This is a genomic window from Gilliamella sp. CG13 (assembly GCF_046635805.1).
GTDB lineage: Bacteria > Pseudomonadota > Gammaproteobacteria > Enterobacterales > Orbaceae > Gilliamella > Gilliamella apicola_I.
Genome location: NZ_JBIDFM010000009.1, coordinates 42,522 through 61,081, shown reverse-complemented (window position 1 = coordinate 61,081; position 18,560 = coordinate 42,522). Strand labels below are relative to the sequence as shown.

General features: G+C 34.7%; 15 protein-coding genes. 7 read left to right on the top strand and 8 right to left on the bottom strand.

The features are described 5' to 3' along the window. The 3 genes from ACGH6R_RS10470 to ACGH6R_RS10460 all read right to left on the bottom strand — a co-directional run. Positions 1–530, bottom strand: a 530-nt coding sequence (locus ACGH6R_RS10470) for a toxin VasX (protein WP_411599729.1), incomplete at its 3' end; no start/stop codon positions are given. A 56-nt stretch (positions 531–586) separates the two neighbouring features. After that, positions 587–1,531 (bottom strand): hypothetical protein, encoded by a 945-nt coding sequence (locus ACGH6R_RS10465; RefSeq protein ID WP_411599727.1) that lies wholly within the window; start codon positions 1,529–1,531, stop codon positions 587–589. Positions 1,532–2,015: 484 nt separating this feature from the next. Further along, positions 2,016–2,651, bottom strand: a complete 636-nt coding sequence (locus ACGH6R_RS10460; RefSeq protein ID WP_411599725.1) for a hypothetical protein — start codon at positions 2,649–2,651, stop codon at positions 2,016–2,018. A gap of 272 nt (positions 2,652–2,923) precedes the next feature. Here ACGH6R_RS10460 and ACGH6R_RS10455 point away from each other — a divergent pair, with 272 nt between their 5' ends. After that, positions 2,924–3,418, top strand: coding sequence for an N-acetyltransferase family protein (locus ACGH6R_RS10455; protein ID WP_411599724.1), 495 nt, complete (start codon positions 2,924–2,926; stop codon positions 3,416–3,418). Between the two features lie 54 nt (positions 3,419–3,472). After that, the gene (locus ACGH6R_RS10450; protein ID WP_411599722.1) at positions 3,473–4,204 is read left to right on the top strand and encodes a rhomboid family intramembrane serine protease; all 732 of its coding nucleotides are present in this window, start codon (positions 3,473–3,475) and stop codon (positions 4,202–4,204) included. 51 nt (positions 4,205–4,255) lie between these two features. On the opposite strand, the gene lolE is transcribed toward ACGH6R_RS10450, so the two are convergent. Genes lolE through lolC form a run of 3 tightly spaced genes read right to left on the bottom strand, consistent with a single transcriptional unit; the run spans position 4,256 to position 7,406 of the window. Then, positions 4,256–5,494, bottom strand: a complete 1,239-nt coding sequence (lolE, locus tag ACGH6R_RS10445) for a lipoprotein-releasing ABC transporter permease subunit LolE (protein ID WP_411590735.1) — start codon at positions 5,492–5,494, stop codon at positions 4,256–4,258. A 24-nt stretch (positions 5,495–5,518) separates the two neighbouring features. Beyond that, positions 5,519–6,211 (bottom strand): lipoprotein-releasing ABC transporter ATP-binding protein LolD, encoded by a 693-nt coding sequence (lolD, locus tag ACGH6R_RS10440; RefSeq protein ID WP_267380115.1) that lies wholly within the window; start codon positions 6,209–6,211, stop codon positions 5,519–5,521. Beyond that, positions 6,204–7,406, bottom strand: coding sequence for a lipoprotein-releasing ABC transporter permease subunit LolC (gene lolC, locus ACGH6R_RS10435; RefSeq protein WP_411599735.1), 1,203 nt, complete (start codon positions 7,404–7,406; stop codon positions 6,204–6,206). Before lolC ends, lolD begins: the two co-directional genes overlap by 8 nt. A 160-nt stretch (positions 7,407–7,566) precedes the next feature. On the opposite strand from lolC, the gene mfd reads away from it, so the two are divergent. The 5 genes from mfd to mmuM all read left to right on the top strand — a co-directional run bounded on the left by mfd (position 7,567) and on the right by mmuM (position 17,034). Continuing rightward, positions 7,567–11,025, top strand: a complete 3,459-nt coding sequence (gene mfd / locus ACGH6R_RS10430) for a transcription-repair coupling factor (protein ID WP_267351908.1) — start codon at positions 7,567–7,569, stop codon at positions 11,023–11,025. Positions 11,026–11,497: 472 nt separating this feature from the next. After that, a complete protein-coding gene (locus ACGH6R_RS10425) occupies positions 11,498–13,003 on the top strand; it encodes a DUF945 family protein (RefSeq protein ID WP_411599720.1) in 1,506 nt (501 codons plus the stop codon). Positions 13,004–13,104: 101 nt separating this feature from the next. Then, positions 13,105–14,649 carry a DUF945 family protein gene (locus ACGH6R_RS10420; protein ID WP_411599719.1) on the top strand — a complete coding sequence of 515 codons (1,545 nt, stop codon included), beginning with the start codon at positions 13,105–13,107 and terminating at the stop codon, positions 14,647–14,649. 53 nt (positions 14,650–14,702) lie between these two features. Further along, entirely contained in the window at positions 14,703–16,100 is a 1,398-nt protein-coding gene (gene mmuP, locus ACGH6R_RS10415) for an S-methylmethionine permease (RefSeq protein WP_411599717.1), read from the top strand. Then, positions 16,093–17,034, top strand: a complete 942-nt coding sequence (gene mmuM / locus ACGH6R_RS10410; RefSeq protein ID WP_411599715.1) for a homocysteine S-methyltransferase — start codon at positions 16,093–16,095, stop codon at positions 17,032–17,034. Before mmuP ends, mmuM begins: the two co-directional genes overlap by 8 nt. A gap of 139 nt (positions 17,035–17,173) precedes the next feature. Here mmuM and ACGH6R_RS10405 read toward each other — a convergent pair whose 3' ends face one another. Both ACGH6R_RS10405 and ACGH6R_RS10400 read right to left on the bottom strand, forming a co-directional pair. Further along, on the bottom strand, positions 17,174–17,728 hold the full coding sequence (locus ACGH6R_RS10405) for a YbhB/YbcL family Raf kinase inhibitor-like protein (protein WP_411599713.1): 555 nt from the start codon (positions 17,726–17,728) through the stop codon (positions 17,174–17,176). Between the two features lie 83 nt (positions 17,729–17,811). Next, the gene (locus ACGH6R_RS10400) at positions 17,812–18,423 is read right to left on the bottom strand and encodes a riboflavin synthase subunit alpha (protein ID WP_411599712.1); all 612 of its coding nucleotides are present in this window, start codon (positions 18,421–18,423) and stop codon (positions 17,812–17,814) included. Positions 18,424–18,560: the final 137 nt, after the last annotated feature.

Below are 18,560 nucleotides of genomic sequence, written 5' to 3'. Positions count from 1 at the left end.
GAATAAGCGACCCACGCTTTGTCATACACCCGATTGTCTATCGTAATAAACATCCCTTTTACATTGTGATTATCTTCGATGCAATTTAAAGGGATTTCTTTGGGTCTTGACCCTTTTACATCTCGAAATTCTCGTAATCGCATCGCACCTGAATAGGTCACTTCATACACCATAATTTCAAGCTTATCATCATCCTGATTTCCGGTTGGATTACATAAAATATACACATAACCTTCTCGTAAGGTTCTGTACACATATTGATATTCTAGCAGTTTCTCTTCCGGCTCTCTATCCCCTAGCGAAACCATGCCTTGTGACCAATTAATGTCTTTTCTAAACTTGATGGGAATAATCGATTTTCGCACTAAAAATATTGGCACGCCTTTTCGTTGACAAACCCCACATTGACCATTACTTAACACCAAGGCTTTTTTATTCGCTTCATTAACTAATTCGGGATTAAAACTTTCTTCCTTCGGATTTTCTATATCTTCTATTTTATTTTTTTCTTGATTTTCTTGGTGATTCATGACTTACTTCCATTCATCTATAACATTTTTATAAAAATATTCATCGTTATGTTGAGTTATTTTTTTAAACTGCTTAAAGCTTGCTTTTCTTGACTTAATAACGTCCCTAATTCGCCTTGCATTTCTTCATTGTCGATGACGTCATTAATGATAGCTGTCAACTTTTCGTTTTGCGTTAATTGACCATAAATTATGCAAAATAAGACATACACTCTTCTATCATTGGGATTTTTCAATTTTGTCCCGTTATGATCGTAAAAATAGTTGATAATTTGTGAGAGTAATTTTTGCGGTTGCGGTTTATCGTATTCTTCATACAAATCGGTCAATATTACCGCTATTCGATACAACTCAAATTGATTAAGTTGATTATAGTGTAATAATTGATTGGTAAAACGTAACTCAAAATCGAAATCACTTTGATAATCTATTGATTCAAACGTGTAGACATCGCAATCAGTATCAATAAAGCTGTAGCTGGTTTCTGCTGGCAATAAAAGACCAAGATGTTGGTCAGGTTGAGTATAACTATGACGTATTACATCTAATCTGAAAGGTTCATAAAATGTTAAAAATTTTTTGTTTAAAGCATTACCTGCTCGATAATATGTTTTGATAAATTCATCTGCTAGTTGTTCCGGTGTTAAAACGCTGGTTAAAAATCCACAAACATATTGGTTTTTTGTTAAATACTCTTTTTTTATTTGCATGACCGCTGTTGATAATAATTTTTCATCTAACGGTTCATGCGGTTTTGCTATACACACAATTAAGGGGCATACTGATAACTCATGTGCAAGATCTGGACGTTTGACTATAGCCAGACGATCTGACGGCATCGTTTCTAATAAAGTTTCATCGAATATTGATGAGAGTTCACTTACTACACCTAATCTGTCAAATAACAGATATCGGTATCGGTGTTGATAATGTTCACTGCTAAGTTCACTAATTAATCGGGTAGTTGCAGTAAGTAATTTATCACGCATTGAATTATTCATTACTACTACCCTTAACAAACTGTAAATTTAAACTTAAAGACTAGCAGGCAAAAAAAATTATATAGGGTATTATTAGCGGTGATTAGTGGCATCCTGTTTATGCTCCTTCCATTTTTTACTTAGTATTAATATCGTAAGCTTTGCGCTTTAATTATTAATGTTAAGTAAATATATTGAAAATTAACAATAAGAATATCTATTTTTTAAGCAAAAAGCAAAAAAAATTTACACTGTTTTGGGTGTTTTAAAATTCATGATTGATGATTCAGATCATAAATATGAATTTGAGAAAAAATAGAACAATCCTTCAAAGGGTGATAGGTTATTGGCGATGTCTACGATTTCAGATCGTATTATTTGTCATGGCGATATCTAAAAAATTATAGCGAAAAAATCAGCATTAATGTTTTATAATTGGCAGACGTTAGACAACATTATTTTAAAACTGTCGTTTTGTTTAAAGATGTTTACTTGCTTAAATACATCATTTAAATTCAACCAAATCATCATGTTGATGATTGACCTTTGCCAAAATTGACTGGATTTTTTTGTCATCATCAATAATTAAATAAAATGGGCGTAATTTTGGATAGTGATTTTTTAGTAAGTCACCTTTTGGAGTACCTTTAGGATAAAATTGAAAAGTAATAACGTTAGAACTGGCTATGATGTTTTTAAAGTCATCCCAATAAAATATCCCTTCTATATCATAAGATTTGACTAAAATTCCTTCTTCAAAAAAGGCATAATAACTGGTGACAGGCCATTTTAAGCTGTTGTAAAGTTTTTTTAGTCGCCTGATTTCAAATGAAACTGCAATATAATGTTGAAGGATCGAAAATACTATCATGATAGCACCTAGCAACATGACTAATAGAAGATTAAAAAATAGTTTATCTGTCGGATTATAATTTAGGTATAGCACAGTAAGCAGTACCCAAGACGCAATTAATGCGATAAAGGTTAGTATTCTTTTTTTAGGAAGGTGAAATCGAAGAACTATATTGTGGATATTGGAAAGAATAATTTTTTTAGACTCTAATTTGACATCGTAATCACACAAAAATTCTGCCTCTTCAGGATCAAAGGCGATATAAGGTTGGTTAACGGCTCCATTCATTCTGCTATTCCTATTCATTGTAGTGATAATCACTTTGCCATTATAAAAGAGCCTAACACACATTGCAAAATAATTATTTGTTTATCATAGAGTTAATTTATAACCATGGTGATAATGATTGTCCTTCAAGCATGATTGCAACTACGTTTATTGACTATTTTTCGTCCTGTATTTATTGATAATGGTTAACTCGGTTTCGGTAATTAATTGGTTGTCTGATTTAAATAATCTCATTACAATACCTTCCCTTATCCATTGACAGACTCTATTTTATGATCACGTATCGTCATGCCACACTCAGTGATTTGCCTTTTATTGTTGAGGTTTATAATTCGACCATTGCCAGCCGTATGGTCACAGCCGATACATCACCTGTTTCAATCGACAGTAAGCGTGATTGGTTTGAACAACATAATGAGGATAACCGCCCTCTTTGGTTAATTCAGCATCAAAATCAACCTTGTGGTTGGATTAGTTTATCTTCGTTTTATGGGCGACCTGCTTATTCTAAAACGGTCGAAGTGAGTTTATATCTTCATGAACAGTTTCGAGGTAAAAAAATTGGGCAATATATGCTTGCTCAAATTGAAGAATATGCCCGTAAAGTCGGTATCGATAGCATATTGAGTTATGTATTTGGTCATAATATTCCCAGTATCAGTCTTTTTAGTAAAATGCAGTATCAGCAATGGGGATTATGTCCAAAGATTGCCGAACTGGACGGTGTAAAGCGTGATTTAATTATTTTTGGAAAATCACTTATTTAAACGTTGTCAATATCAAATAACTTATGCAATTTATTTATAAGGATACAAGTTTACATGACCATTTCACAAAATTTAATTTATCTAGGACGCCAAGCCAAAATAACCAGTTCACTGATTGTGATTAATATTGCTTGGTTTGTTATATCCCGTCTTTGTGATAGCCGTAGTTTTGTTGATTCTTTAAAAAACTTGTTTTTGGTTGATTGGGGCGCCGATGTATCGCAATTGACTTTTTCGGGGCAATATTGGCGCATGTTCACTAGCTTATTTATGCATGTCAGCCTGTCACACTTGTTAATGAATATGATCGCCTTATGGAGTGTGGGCATCATTTTAGAAAAGCGCCTTCCAAAATTTGCCTTTATTGGTATTTATTTCCTTTCTGGATTAATCAGTAATTTAGTCAGTGATATTGCTAATCTTGATCGTACCGTGATTAGTTGTGGGGCATCCGGTGCAATTTTAGGAATTATTACCGCATTATTGGCTTATAGTTTGGTTAATCGGGCCAATCTTAAAGAAATGCCCATCAATGCTATTATCATTAGCTTAGTGCTTACCGCTGGTTTGGGCTTGCTTCCTGGTATTAATAATATGGCGCATTTAGGGGGGGCTGTTGCCGGTTTTGGTTTGGGTTTAGTCGTGTCGTTATTGATAAAATGGTTTGGGTATTCAAGTAAATTTACAGTACTGTTTATTTGTTTATTATTTATCGTGACTATCTGGTGTATTTATATGGGGTATGTGCATTATGAATTACCGGATAATTTAAAATATCATTATTAATCACATTATGTTGCGCTGATAACTAGTGCTATCAGCGCCTGATTTATCATTTTAAAAACTGTTTAATATTTTCGCCGGATCAATTTTACATGCCCGTTTAGCCGGATAATAACTAGCGATTAAACTTAATAGCATGGCGGTAATAAATACAATTAGCACATCAGTTGCATGAATTTTCGAAGGTAAAAAGTCAATAAAATAGACATTTCCATTTAATACTTTATGCCCGATCAGCGATTCAATTACTTTCATAATATTTGACAGCTGCCAAGCGGATAGAACGCCTAAAACAACGCCAAGTAAACTGCCTATTAAGCCCGAAATGACCCCATACCAAATAAAGATATGTTTAATTAGGCGATTATTTGCGCCCAGTGTTTTAAGAATTGCAATATCTCGTTGTTTATCTTTTACAGCGATCACTAATGTCGAGACAATATTGAAACAGGCAACACCAATCACCACAATCATTGCTAAATACATGATTTGTCGTATCATTTGAATGTCTCGATACATAAAACCGTACGAGTTTTCCCAACTGGTGTACGTGACGTTTTCGTCAAGATTTAGTATCGCCCTGCCTAATAGGCTTTTAGCCAAATAAACTTGATTAACATTGACCATTATACCTGTGACACTGTCACCAATATTTAAAAGTTTTTGAGCGTCTGATAAGGGGATTAACGCAACATTGTTACTTAAGCTACCACTTAAATCTAAAATACCCACCACTTGTAAACGCACACGTTTAGGTGGTTTGAGTTGGTTATTATCACTTGATACCGGAATTAACAATGTTATCCATGCACCCTGTTTTACCGACAGTTTTTTTGCCAGTCCCGATCCGATAATAATTTGCTGACTATCGTTTTTAAAATATTGCCAACGATCATCCAACACATATTTTGGCAATGCACTTATGGCTTTTTCGCGCTGTGGATCAACCCCTTGTACCTCAACGGCACCAAGCTTGCTTCCATTTTCGATAAGCCCTGTAAAGCTGATAAATGGTGCTGCTGAAACAATATTTTTATCTTCTTCTAACTCTTGTTGGATATGCTGCCAGTCATTTAAATTGCCATATTGAGAATATATCTGTCCATGCGGAACAACCGATAACACTCGGTTTTTTAATTCATATTCAAAGCCATTCATGGCACTTAAGCCAATAATGAGTGCGGCAATCCCAATTGCAATGCTTAAAGTTGAGATAATCGAAATCAGCGATACCATGCCACTTTTACGGCGACCTTGACGAAATTTTATTGCCGTCATTAAGGATAGATTCATTTTGTTTTCCACTAAATCGCTTTTTTAATGTCCGCTTTCAGAAAGCTGCCCGTCACTCATAACCAATTGTTTATCTAATTTTTTAGCCAATTCAAGATCATGAGTAACAACCAAAAAAGCTGTTCCTTGTTCTTTATTGAGTTTGATAAGCAAATCAAATATGGCATCCGCTGTTGTTTTATCCAAGTTTCCGGTGGGTTCATCCGCCATGACTAAAGACGGGTTATTAATTAATGCCCGTCCTATTGCCACACGTTGACGTTCACCGCCCGATAGTTCGGATGGACGATGTTCGGCTCGGTTTGATAAATTAACCGATGCTAACATGTCTTTCGCCCGTTTTTTGGCTTCGTTGGGCGATACACCACCAATTAAGAGTGGCATAGCGATATTTTCAAGTGCAGTAAAATCGGGTAAAAGGTGATGAAACTGGTAGACAAAACCGATGTCTTGATTGCGTAATTTTGCTTTTGCTTGTTCTGATAATTGATTAAGCTGTTGTGATTTGAATATGATTTCACCTGATGTCGGTTTGTCCAATCCACCCAGTAGATGTAATAGTGTACTTTTACCCGAACCTGAACTTCCTATAATAGCGAGTAATGATTGAGGATGAAGATCAAATGAAACATTTTTTAAGACTTCAGTCACCATTTTCCCTTCTTTATAGGTTTTATAGAGATTTTTAGCAGTCAGTAATGGCTGAGTATTATTCATAACGTAGCGCCTCGGCAGGTTGAATGGTTGCAGCACGATAAGCAGGATATAAGGTTGATATTAGCGATAACATGAGTAATCCGATAATAATAAAAACAATTTGTGAAGGTTCGATTAATGTCGGTAATTCTATACCTGCAAGCGATAAATCTAAGGTTTCCATGATGTTATTCAAGTTACAAGCAAGTAGAAGTCCTAAAGTGCTTCCTAGTAGTGTACCTATTACCCCTGAACTTGCGCCTTGTATGATAAAAATTAGCATTATTTTAAAACGTGATAATCCTTGAGTTTTTAAAATGGCAACCTCACCTTGTTTTTCCATCACCAATAAACTTAAAGACGTAATAATATTGAATGCTGCAACAATCACGATAAGGCTAATCAGTAAACCCATGACGTTTTTTTCCATTTTTATTGCTTGAAATAATTCGCCCCGTTTTGCTCGCCAATCTTTAAATTCAAGTCCTTCCGGTAGCGGAGTATTCGTAATTTCAGCAATTTGTAAAGGGTGTTTCAAAAATAATCGCCAACCGGTAATTGTATTAGCTGGGTAACGGAGTAATTTTTGGGCATCGGTTTGGTTGACGTAAATTAAGGTTTGGTTAATGTCATGGTTAACCGAAAATAGTCCAACAACAGTAAATAAACGTTGTGATGGTATACGCCCCACAGGTGTGACCTGACTAGCATCGGTAACCATTAAACGTATTGTATTACCTACTGTCACGCCGAGTTGATTGGCTAATGTTTGTCCTAAGATTACATTATATTGCCCAGCCTGTAGATCGGATATCGATCCGGTATAAATATAATCTTGAATGGGATCATCATCTTCTGGATTGATACCCATCAAGGTACTTACATTGATACTTTGTTCACTTTGCAATACCACGTCGCTAGTGACTAACGGTGTAATGCGACTTACGCCATTAATCTGTCCAAATTGTTCATATGCCGTGTTATCTATGACGATTTTGCCTTGTGGTGTGGTGATTTGTGCTTGCGGTAAGAACTTTAACACACTATTTTGCATCTGATCTTCTAGTCCATTCATGACCGATAACACCAGAATTAATCCCAATGATCCAAGCATGATCCCTATCATCGATAACCATGAAACAAAGCGACCAAAGCCATCAGTCTTTTGACCGTATACATAACGTAACCCAATATAAAGCACTAATGGACGAAATATTTTTGACATAAATGTTTATCATTTCCGAAACTTTTTGACAAAGTTTTGCAAGTTAAATAGAAGACGTTTATCATACAGGATTAAACAGTTATAGAAAACATCCAAGTAATTACGTTATAATGTATTAATACTTTTTGCACCAATATCAATTAAATTTATCATGTCTAAAAAACTCAATATTTCAACACTTATTCCACAAAAACCCGGTGAAGTAAAACAGTTTGGACAACTGGTGGGATCCTCATTATCGAAACTATGTGCCGATGCAATTGCTGCGCATAACGGTTTAGTGGTGATTGTCACCGATGATATGCAGCAAACAACCCGCATTTATGAAGAGCTGAAGCAATTTAGCCATTTTCCGGCTATTTCGTTTCCTGATTGGGAAACCTTGCCTTATGATAGTTTTTCACCTCATCAAGATATTGTATCTGAACGCTTATCTTGCCTTTATCATCTTGCACATTTAACCAAAGGCGCGTTAATTTTACCGATCAATACGTTAATGCAAAAAGTTTGCCCAAAAAGTTATTTAGGTGGGCATGTGTTCATCATGAAGAAAGGCTTACAAATTAGCCGTGAACATTTGCGAATGCAATTAGAAAATGCCGGTTATCGCGCTGTTAGCCAAGTCATGGAACATGGCGAGTATGCCACACGAGGCGCACTTTTTGATATTTTTCCTATGGGTAACGATAAACCTTATCGTATTGATTTTTTTGATGATGAAATTGATAGTATCCGAACGTTTGATGCTGAAACACAACGAACGCTTGAAGAAATTGTTGAAATTGAGTTATTACCAGCTCATGAGTTTCCTTTTGATAAAGCGGCTATTGAATTGTTTCGTAGCCAATGGCGTGCAAAATTTGAAGTCAGATTAGAGCCTGAAAGTATTTATCAGCAAGTCAGTAAAAATATCTTACCAACAGGGATTGAATACTGGCAGGCCTTGTTTTTTAGTGAGCCGCTAACGACACTTTTTTCTTATTTTTTAGATAATACGCTAATTATTAATACGGTCAATATCGAGCAGTTTGCCAATAAATATTGGCAAGATATTAATCAACGTTATGATAGTCGCAAAGTTGATCCTATGCGTCCTTTACTTGAACCCGCGGTTATTTGGTCTAAAACGGATGAAATCTTTGCTAATTTTAAACATTATCCAAGGATGATTGTATCGAATAACACGGTGGATGAGTCATCGAAAAATATCAATTTACCTTTTATGAGTTTGCCTGATATTGGTTTTCAGATTCAATTGAAAGACCCTTATCATCAGTTTAATCAATTCACTGAAAACTTTAATGGCAAGATTATTTTTTCGGTTGAATCAGAAGGTCGTAAAGAAGCATTACAAGAGATTTTAGGTCGAATTCGTATTTATCCAACCAGCATTAATCAGCTTGATCAGCAAGCAACGGTTGATAACCGCTTTTGTGTCATGGTCGGTGCGGGTGAACAAGGTTTCATTGATGAGCAACAGCATTTTGCTTTTATTACTGAAAATGAACTGTTAGGACGACGTGTTATCCGTCGTAAAAATGAGAACAGACAAGCTATTAATACCGATAGTTTAGTTCGTAGTTTAGCCGAATTAACCCCTGGTAAACCAGTCGTGCATTTAGAGCACGGTGTAGGACGTTATGCTGGGTTAACAACGTTAGAAACAGGCGGTATTACGGCTGAATATCTTATTTTGCTTTATGCAAATGATACCAAACTTTATGTACCTGTTTCATCGCTTAACCTGATCAGCCGTTATTCTGGCGGTGATGAAGAAAATGCGCCTTTAAATAAATTAGGGACAGATGCTTGGAGCAAAGCCAGACAAAAAGCAGCAGAAAAAGTCCGTGATGTTGCTGCCGAATTGTTAGATATTTATGCGGAGCGTGAAAGTAAACCAGGATTTGAATTTAAGCAAGATCGTGAACAATACGAACTGTTTTGCCAAGCCTTTCCTTATCAAGAAACGGAAGATCAACAAAATGCCATTGGCGCCGTTATCGGGGATATGTGTTCACCTTATGCTATGGATCGATTGGTTTGTGGGGATGTCGGCTTTGGCAAAACTGAAGTTGCAATTCGCGCTGCTTTTTTAGCTGTCGTCAATCAAAAGCAAGCCGCAGTTTTGGTGCCAACCACCTTACTTGCTCAACAACATTATGAAAGTTTTTGTAATCGTTTTGCTAATTGGCCAATACGTATTGAAAGTTTGTCTCGTTTTAAAACCGCAAAACAGCAACGAGCTGTCATTGATGCACTTGCAGAAGGTAAAGTCGATATTGTCATTGGCACGCATAAATTATTGCAGGAAGATGTAAAATGGAAGGATCTTGGTCTATTGATTGTTGATGAAGAGCATCGCTTTGGTGTTCGTCAAAAAGAACGTATCAAAGCTATGCGAGCCAATATCGATATATTGACCCTAACTGCTACCCCTATTCCTCGAACATTGAATATGGCGATGAGTGGCATGCGTGATCTTTCTATCATTGCCACGCCTCCTGCTCGCCGATTAGCAGTGAAAACCTTTGTCAGAGAATACGATGATTTAGTGATTCGAGAAGCTATCCTGCGTGAAATTTTGCGTGGTGGTCAAATCTATTATTTACATAATGATGTCTCGGATATTAATAATGTGAGTGAAAAGCTAGCCGAATTAGTGCCCGAAGCACGTATTGGCGTTGGTCATGGTCAAATGCATGAACGAGATTTAGAGCGAGTGATGAATGATTTTCATCATCAACGTTTTAATATTTTAGTTTGTACCACCATTGTTGAAACCGGTATCGATATTCCTAATGCTAATACGATTATTATTGAGCGTGCCGATAAATTTGGTTTAGCGCAATTGCATCAGTTGCGTGGTCGGGTTGGTCGTTCGTATCATCAAGCATATGCTTATTTATTAACACCACATCCTAAATTATTGAGTAAAGATGCAAAAAAACGTCTTGATGCTATCGCAACCCTAGAAGATTTGGGTGCAGGTTTTGCTTTAGCAACGCATGATCTGGAAATTCGAGGTGCAGGCGAGTTGTTAGGAAGCGATCAAAGTGGTCAAATTGAAACTATTGGGTTTAATTTATATATTGAACTACTAGAAGATGCCGTAAAATCCTTAAAAGAAGGAAAAGAACCTACGCTTGAATCACTGTTGACCAGTCAACAAACGGAAATTGAGTTACGTTTACCTACATTGATTCCAGACGATTTTATTCCGGATGTTAATACTCGTTTATCTTTGTATAAACGTATTGCGAGTATCAATAATTTAGATGAATTGACCGATATACAAGTTGAAATGCGTGATCGTTTTGGGCAATTACCTGATGCAGTTCTCTTTTTGTTAGAAACAACTAAAATTCGTTTTCATGCTAATCAATTAGGCATTACTAAAATTGAATTTGGTGAAAAAGGTGGGTTTATCGAATTTGGTAGTAATAATAAAATTTCAGTTGATTATTTAATTGAAATCATTCAAAAAGAACCTAAAAATTATCGTTTAGAAGGCAATAATAGATTAAGATTACAAAAAACTGATTTACAACGTGTAGAGCGTATTGAATATATCAAAAACTTGTTAACTGAATTTTCCACACATCAAGCATAACACACAACATTTTGAAAATTGTTTAATAAATAGCTCATTGCTCTGTATAGATGCCACCCACATAGCAATGAGCAGAGCTAAATTAATATTGCCGGTCAATTTGAAGTTAATATAAAACGTTATTTGTTAGCTGAATAAATATCATGTTTTGATTCCTATCTACCAAACATTTTCTTTATCCTTCTTAATGAGTAAGGTCATACTCATTTTGACCATTAGCTATGCTTTTTTTATCTGTATCGCTAAGTATGCGATGAAATTAGTATCAGTATTTTCTCTAATAAATTGTGATTTTATAAAATCACTTAAAAACTCGCTTATCGTTCTGAAATCCATTAGAATTGAAAGGTCAGAATCGTATAAAACTATTTATTCATAATAAGATAGTTTATTGATAATAATTTAGTTTTACTCGTCTCTGAATTATGAGCACATAATTTATGTAATAACAATGAATTAAAAGAGAAAACCAATGAAAAAAAGTAAATTAGCTATCGGCTTTGTAGCGCTATTAGCAATCGGATATGTAGGTAGTTCATGGTATGTTGGCAATAAAATTGAGAAAGAATTAGATAGTCAATTAATCAACATTAATGAAACGATTAATGGCTACCAAAATCAATATGATATATCAATCAAAACAAGCAATTATCAAAAAAATATTTTTACATCCGAATTTCACCTTACTATAACCGAAAAACCCCGCATTGAATATGATGTCAATGAACCAAAAACCGTTTTTGATGACGATATAACTATCCATCATGGTCCATTCCCTATGGCCGCATTAATTAAAGGTAACTTTGTCCCCCAATTGGCATGGATTGAATATGAAATGACTGAAAAAGACAATCCAACTCTTTGGAAACTTGCAGGAGATAAACCTTTTATTACCGCCACTATGGGGATTAAATTTAGTGATTATGTCGTCACAAAAATTACCACAAAAGCCTTGAATACTATTGACATGCCTCAGTTTAAAGAAGGAATAGATATTTCAGAAGGCAACATCACCATCACCAGTGATTTAAATGAATTGACCTCATCGATGTCTGTAAAGCTTGATAAATTAATATGTAAACTTGATCCGAATAGTTCAATCTCATTGAGCAATCTTAAGATTAACTTAGAAAATAAAGGAGATGATATCGTTGATCTAAACTCAAACGTTGATACTTTAACGATAAACGCTCGATCAAGTTTTCCACTCCAAATAGATATTGATAATATAAGTAGTTCAGCTCAGTACACAATAACATTTGATCCGATCAATGGAGCTAATATACCTAATTATCAATCCAAGATGAACATAGAAAAATTGAAAACAACTGTCTTAAGTTTCAATCCACAAGCGCCATTTGTTCTTAATAATATATTCTTTAAGCACGATGTTCGATCTAATCCAAATAATAGCACAGAGGGCAGTTATGAGGCTAATATTGAATCGTTCAATTTTGGCAAACAAAATTTAGGTCATGGTGAGTTTAAGTTTAATTTTGAAGGGGTTAACACACAGAATCCGTTTGAAAGTTTATTTATTGAACAAAATGCATCTGACTTTTCAAAAATTCAATGGGATGGTTTGTTAAATTGGCATAATGCTGCAGGCGATATTATTGCCAACACATCAGCTATAGTCGATAACAACTTATCAACGGGTGACAATAATAATGATATCACCCCCGAGCGTATGTTAAGTTATAATATTCAGATTCCATTCAAAGTATTAGCACGTATGTGGGCACAAACGGAAAATTACAATGAAACGGATGTGACTGATGATATGATTGCTGGAAAATTATATATGATTAATTTGATCGCGAAATCTAAGATTAAAGATCATCCTCTTATTTCTATTGATGAAGATAAGCAAGGTATCTATATGGATTTGAAAATAAAACAGAGTGATTCTGACGTGATAATCAATGGACAAAAAATGAATAAAAATGATTTTAATCGTCTAATTCTTTCTTTTTAAGACTCTTTTTAGTTACGCCTAATTAGCTTGATAGGTTAACTAGGCGTTGCTTTAGGTTTATCAAAATCAAATTAATAATTATAAAAAATAATGGGAAAACAATGAAAAAAATTAAATTTACAATAGGAATAGTTGCATTCTTAAGCATAGGATATTTAGGTTCAATTTGGTACATTGGCAATAAAATTGAAAATGAAATTGATAATACCCTGTCATTAATCAGTGAAAAAATTAATGTCAGCAAGGATATGAGTAAGATCAATATAACCAAAAGCCATTATGATAAAGGTCTATTCTCAACGAAATTACATCTAACTATCACCGAATCAGTAGATAATCAAACGGATCTTGAGAATGATAAAAATATCCTCTTTAGTGATGATATTACAATTTATCACGGCCCTTTTCCTATCGTCAATATCGCTAAAGGTGATTTTACACCTCAAGTCGCAATGATAGATTATCAAATGACTGAAAAAGCATTTCCAGAGCTTTGGAAATGGTCAAATAACCAATCATTCATCACTGGTCATGCCAATTTAAGTTTTCAAAAAGAGTTCAGTATTTATTTGAAAAATAACCCTATTAAGATAAATCTAGTCAATCATGTGTTTGGCGAAAACAATTTGTACTTAACTGAAGGTGAGTGCTTTTTCAATGTTTCTAAAGATTTTTCAACTGTCAGCGTAAATTCACACTGGGACAAATTAGAATTAACATCGGAATTCAGAAACCTATCCTTGAAACTTGATCAAGTTTCTATCAAAACCGAGCCCGAAAGCAGTCATAGCTCTTTAAATTATGTATTGGAGTTGAAAAATCTTTATTATTCAGAAGAAAATTATGATCTTATTGACAGAAATTATCAATATGTTACGACATATAAAAAAGAGCTAAATTTTCAGGATGTGAAAGCTGTTAGAAATGGTGATTTTAAAAAAGGAATATTACATAACAATTTAACCATAAATAAAGTTATATCCCAGAATTTTTTCAATGACAACGCAACCGCCATATTAAACCAAATATTAATTAATCAATCAGTAAATCAAACTGATGAGAATTATTATGATTCAATAGACTTTAAAATAGGCTCATTAACGTATGGAAACCAAAACCTTGGTTCTATCTCCTCGAATAATGAATTTATAAACATGGATGGAATCAGTATGCTGTCGTTTGTATTAGGCGAATTTGGATTTGGAATAGAATTTAGCGATCCTTATGATGTTAATCCTGATAAAGATAATAGGAGCATGTCCTATAAATTTAATTGGCATACTGATGTCGGCGATATTAATGTTGATTCGCTAGTTGATTATACTAGTCATGAGGATTTTCGTGGATTATCTTTGGACGATAATATCAATCTATTCATACTTAAACTTGATATGCCATTTAACGTTATAAATTATATTGCAGCTCAATTTGAAAATTATCAACAAAATGTTGTTACACAAGAACAAATTGATAAAATAGTATTAGGAAATGATATAAAATCGTGGTTAGATGAATCAATTCTTTTCACTTTTGAAAAAAATGGAATGGAAGGGATATATTCAGATGCCAACTATTCAAGTGATACACATCAAGCAGAAGTGAATGGTAAATTTTATAGTGAAGACGATTTTTTCACTCATTTTTGATGTGAATTGAGACAATAAATAATTTTTTAATACGCTAGCGGACATACCATGTTATGAACAATCATCTATCTAAATCACCTGAGAATCAATTTAAACGTACTATGCAAACTCGGCATTTAATTATGTTATCGTTAGGTGGCGTGATTGGCACAGGATTATTTTTTAATACCGGTTATATTATTGCAACCGCAGGAGCCGTGGGAGCGATTATTGCCTATTTAATTGGTGCTTTGGTCGTTTTTTTAGTTATGTTGTGCCTTGGCGAACTTGCGGTTGCTATGCCCGAAACCGGTGCTTTTCATACGTATGCTTCACGTTTCATTAGCCCCGCTACAGGCTATACCGTTGCTTGGTTATATTGGCTAACCTGGACAGTTGCATTGGGTTCAAGTCTAACCGCTGCGGGGATGTGTATGCAGTATTGGTTTCCGGATATTTCTGTTTGGGTTTGGTGTTTAATTTTTTGTGCAGTTATATTTGTTTTGAATATTGTGACTGCACAATTTTTTGCGGAAAGTGAATTTTGGTTTTCAATAATTAAAGTCATTACGATTATAGTTTTTATTATTGCGGGCAGCGCAGCTATTTTTGGTTTTATACCGATGAAAAACGATATGCCAGCCCCATTTCTACACAATATTACAGATAATGGTTGGTTTCCACATGGATTGACACCTATCATCATGACAATGGTATCGGTTAATTTTGCCTTTTCTGGTACAGAACTAATCGGTATTGCCGCGGGTGAAACTAAGCAGCCTGAAAAAAGTATTCCTTTAGCCATAAAAACAACCATTTTACGGTTAATCATTTTTTTTGTTGGCACTATTTTTGTACTGGCGGCTTTATTGCCCATGGAACAAGCAGGCGTCATTAAGAGTCCATTTGTGATGGTTTTTGAAAATATTGGTATCCCTTATGCTGCCGATATCTTTAACTTTGTGATTTTAACTGCCATTTTATCGGCGGCTAATTCAGGACTTTATGCATCGGGTCGAATGTTATGGTCGTTATCAAATCAAGGTACTTTGCCAAAATGCTTTTCAAGATTAACCACTAAAGGTATTCCAACCACCGCTATAACAGTGAGTATGTTAGGGGGATTACTGGCACTGTTCTCCAGTGTGATTGCACCCGATACAGTCTTTGTCGCATTAACAGCTATTTCAGGTTTTGCGGTGGTAGCTGTTTGGTTAAGTATTTGCGTATCGCATTACTTTTTTAGACAAAAGCTTTCTCAAGAACAAATTATTAATTTAAAATATAAAGCGCCCTACTACCCTTTAATCCCGATTTTAGGCACAATTTTGTGCGTGATTGCCTGTATTGGACTGGCTTTTGATCCCGAGCAACGAATAGCACTATATTGTGGCATCCCTTTTGTCATTGTTTGTTTTATGGCTTACCATTTGACGCATAAGTATCACACTCGAGTTACTCAAAATGATTAATAATAATCCGATTAAGAATTTATTAAACCAAAAAAACTTTATCATTGTTGACGGTGCACTTGCCAGCGAGTTACAACGTCGTGGATGCGATTTAAATGATAGTTTATGGTCAGCAAAAGTATTATTTGAGCAACCTGAATTAATTCGGCAAGTTCATTTTGACTATTTTAAAGCTGGCGCAGACTGTGCCATTACAGCAAGCTATCAAGCAACACCTTTAGGATTTGCTAAAAAAGGCATTAATCTCAATGATTCTATTGCGTTAGTACAAAAAAGTGTTGAACTTGCACAACAAGCTAAACAACAATATTTAAGCGAATTAGACCAACCTAAACCTTTACTCATTGCCGGGTCTGTTGGGCCTTATGGCGCCTATTTAGCTGACGGTTCCGAATATACAGGAGCCTATCAACTGAGTGAAGAAGCCTTTATGGAATTTCATTATGTCCGCATAAAAGCACTTATCGATGCCAATGTGGATTTACTCGCTTGTGAAACCTTGCCTTCTTTTACAGAAATAAAAGCATTAACAAAGGTGATTAAACAATTTCCTAAAATAAGTTGCTGGTTTTCATTTACGTTAAAAGATGATCAGCATCTGAGTGATGGAACACCGTTATCTTTAGTTGTCGAATATTTAAATAATATTGAGCAAATTGCCAGTGTAGGCATCAATTGCATTGCATTAGAAAAAGTGACAAGGTCACTAAATATATTAAATAAACTCACATCAAAACCATTAATCGTTTACCCAAATTCTGGCGAAGTATATGATCCTTTAATCAAACAATGGCACCCTAACCCGCAACATAATTGTACATTTGCTAATCAGTTAACAAACTGGATAGAATCTGGTGCTAAATTAATTGGGGGTTGTTGTCAAACCACGCCTAACGATATTGCTAATATTGCTAAATTCCTGCAAGATAAATAAAACTTTTCGTTGAGTAAGTATACAAAATCAAATAATGTTGATTTTGTATACTTTGGGTTTGATTAGTTGATTTCGATATTATCAAGCTTTTATATTCAATCACTAATAAAAGACTTCATATTGAAGAGTAACTTTCTCATCAACGACCGTAATTAAAGGTAATGGATGCTTTAGCGATTTGATGCGAATTGATGATAAAACCAACTAAAGCTGGCGTTGTTTTATCATCAACATTGATATTGTCTATATCAAGTGCATAGAGTGTAAATTGATAACGGTGATTAGAGTTTTCTGGTGGGCAAGGTCCGCCATAATTTGCCGTACCAAAATCATTACGAACTTGCTGACTTCCCTTAGGCAATAAATCAATATTATTACCAGCTGATTGCTTTAACGCTGTCGCATCGACCGGAATATTGACAACCGTCCAATGCCACCATCCTGATCCGGTTGGCGCATCTGGATCATACATGGTTAATGCCAAACTTTTTGCTTCTTTAGGTACATTATTCCATACAATGCTAGGCGATAGGTTTTTACCCTGACAACCAAATTGATTATAAATAAATTGATCTGTAAAACCATTTTTATTTAAATCAGGACTGGATAGCTGCATTTCAGATGCATAACTGTAACTAGTGAATAACAATAATACTCCGTAAAACAAGGGTTTCAATTTGGTAGAATGACGCATGTTTACTCCTTATATTTTAAATGAATAAAATAACTAACTTATTGACTAATCGGCAGTTTACATCACAATGTTCTATTTCAACCTCATTTAAACTTAGTTGCTAATACTCGCTCAACCGTATCAACTATCGCTTGAGTTTGTGAATCAATTTCTATATTGACTTTATCACCAACTTTTTTATTTTTAAACGTTGTTATCGCTAATGTTTCGGGAATAAGGTGAATTTTAAAACGATTTTCATCTACTTCGCCCACCGTTAAACTAGCGCCATCAATGCCGATAAAACCTTTATATAAAACATACTTTATAAACTGCTTTGGTAGTGTGAGTTGCATCTGGCAATTGGTTGCCGTTTTTTGAATATTAACAATCGTTGCTGTACAAGAGATGTGTCCAGACATGATATGTCCACCGACTTCATCGCCATATTTTGCACTGCGTTCAATATTAACGTAATCATTCAGTTTTTTATCGCCTAATGTGGTTAAAGCTAGCGTTTCTTGCATGATATCAAATGAGACCCAATCATCTGCAAAATCTGTTACCGTTAAACAACATCCATCATTCGCAATCGAAGCACCAATTTCAATATTTTGCGTTAGCTGACTTGGAAGTTTAACTTTATAAGTTCGTAATTTATCTTGATCGTTAATATCAATTATTTGACCAACACCCTGTACAATACCCGTAAACATATAATTTCCGTTTGAATCTTTTGAGATCTCCATTTTATCGTAATCTAATAATAAATTTCTATGTTTATCATTCATTCCTTAACAAATCAATTTAATCGGTTAAGATTGATTTGAATAACTTATGTTAAGTACTATTA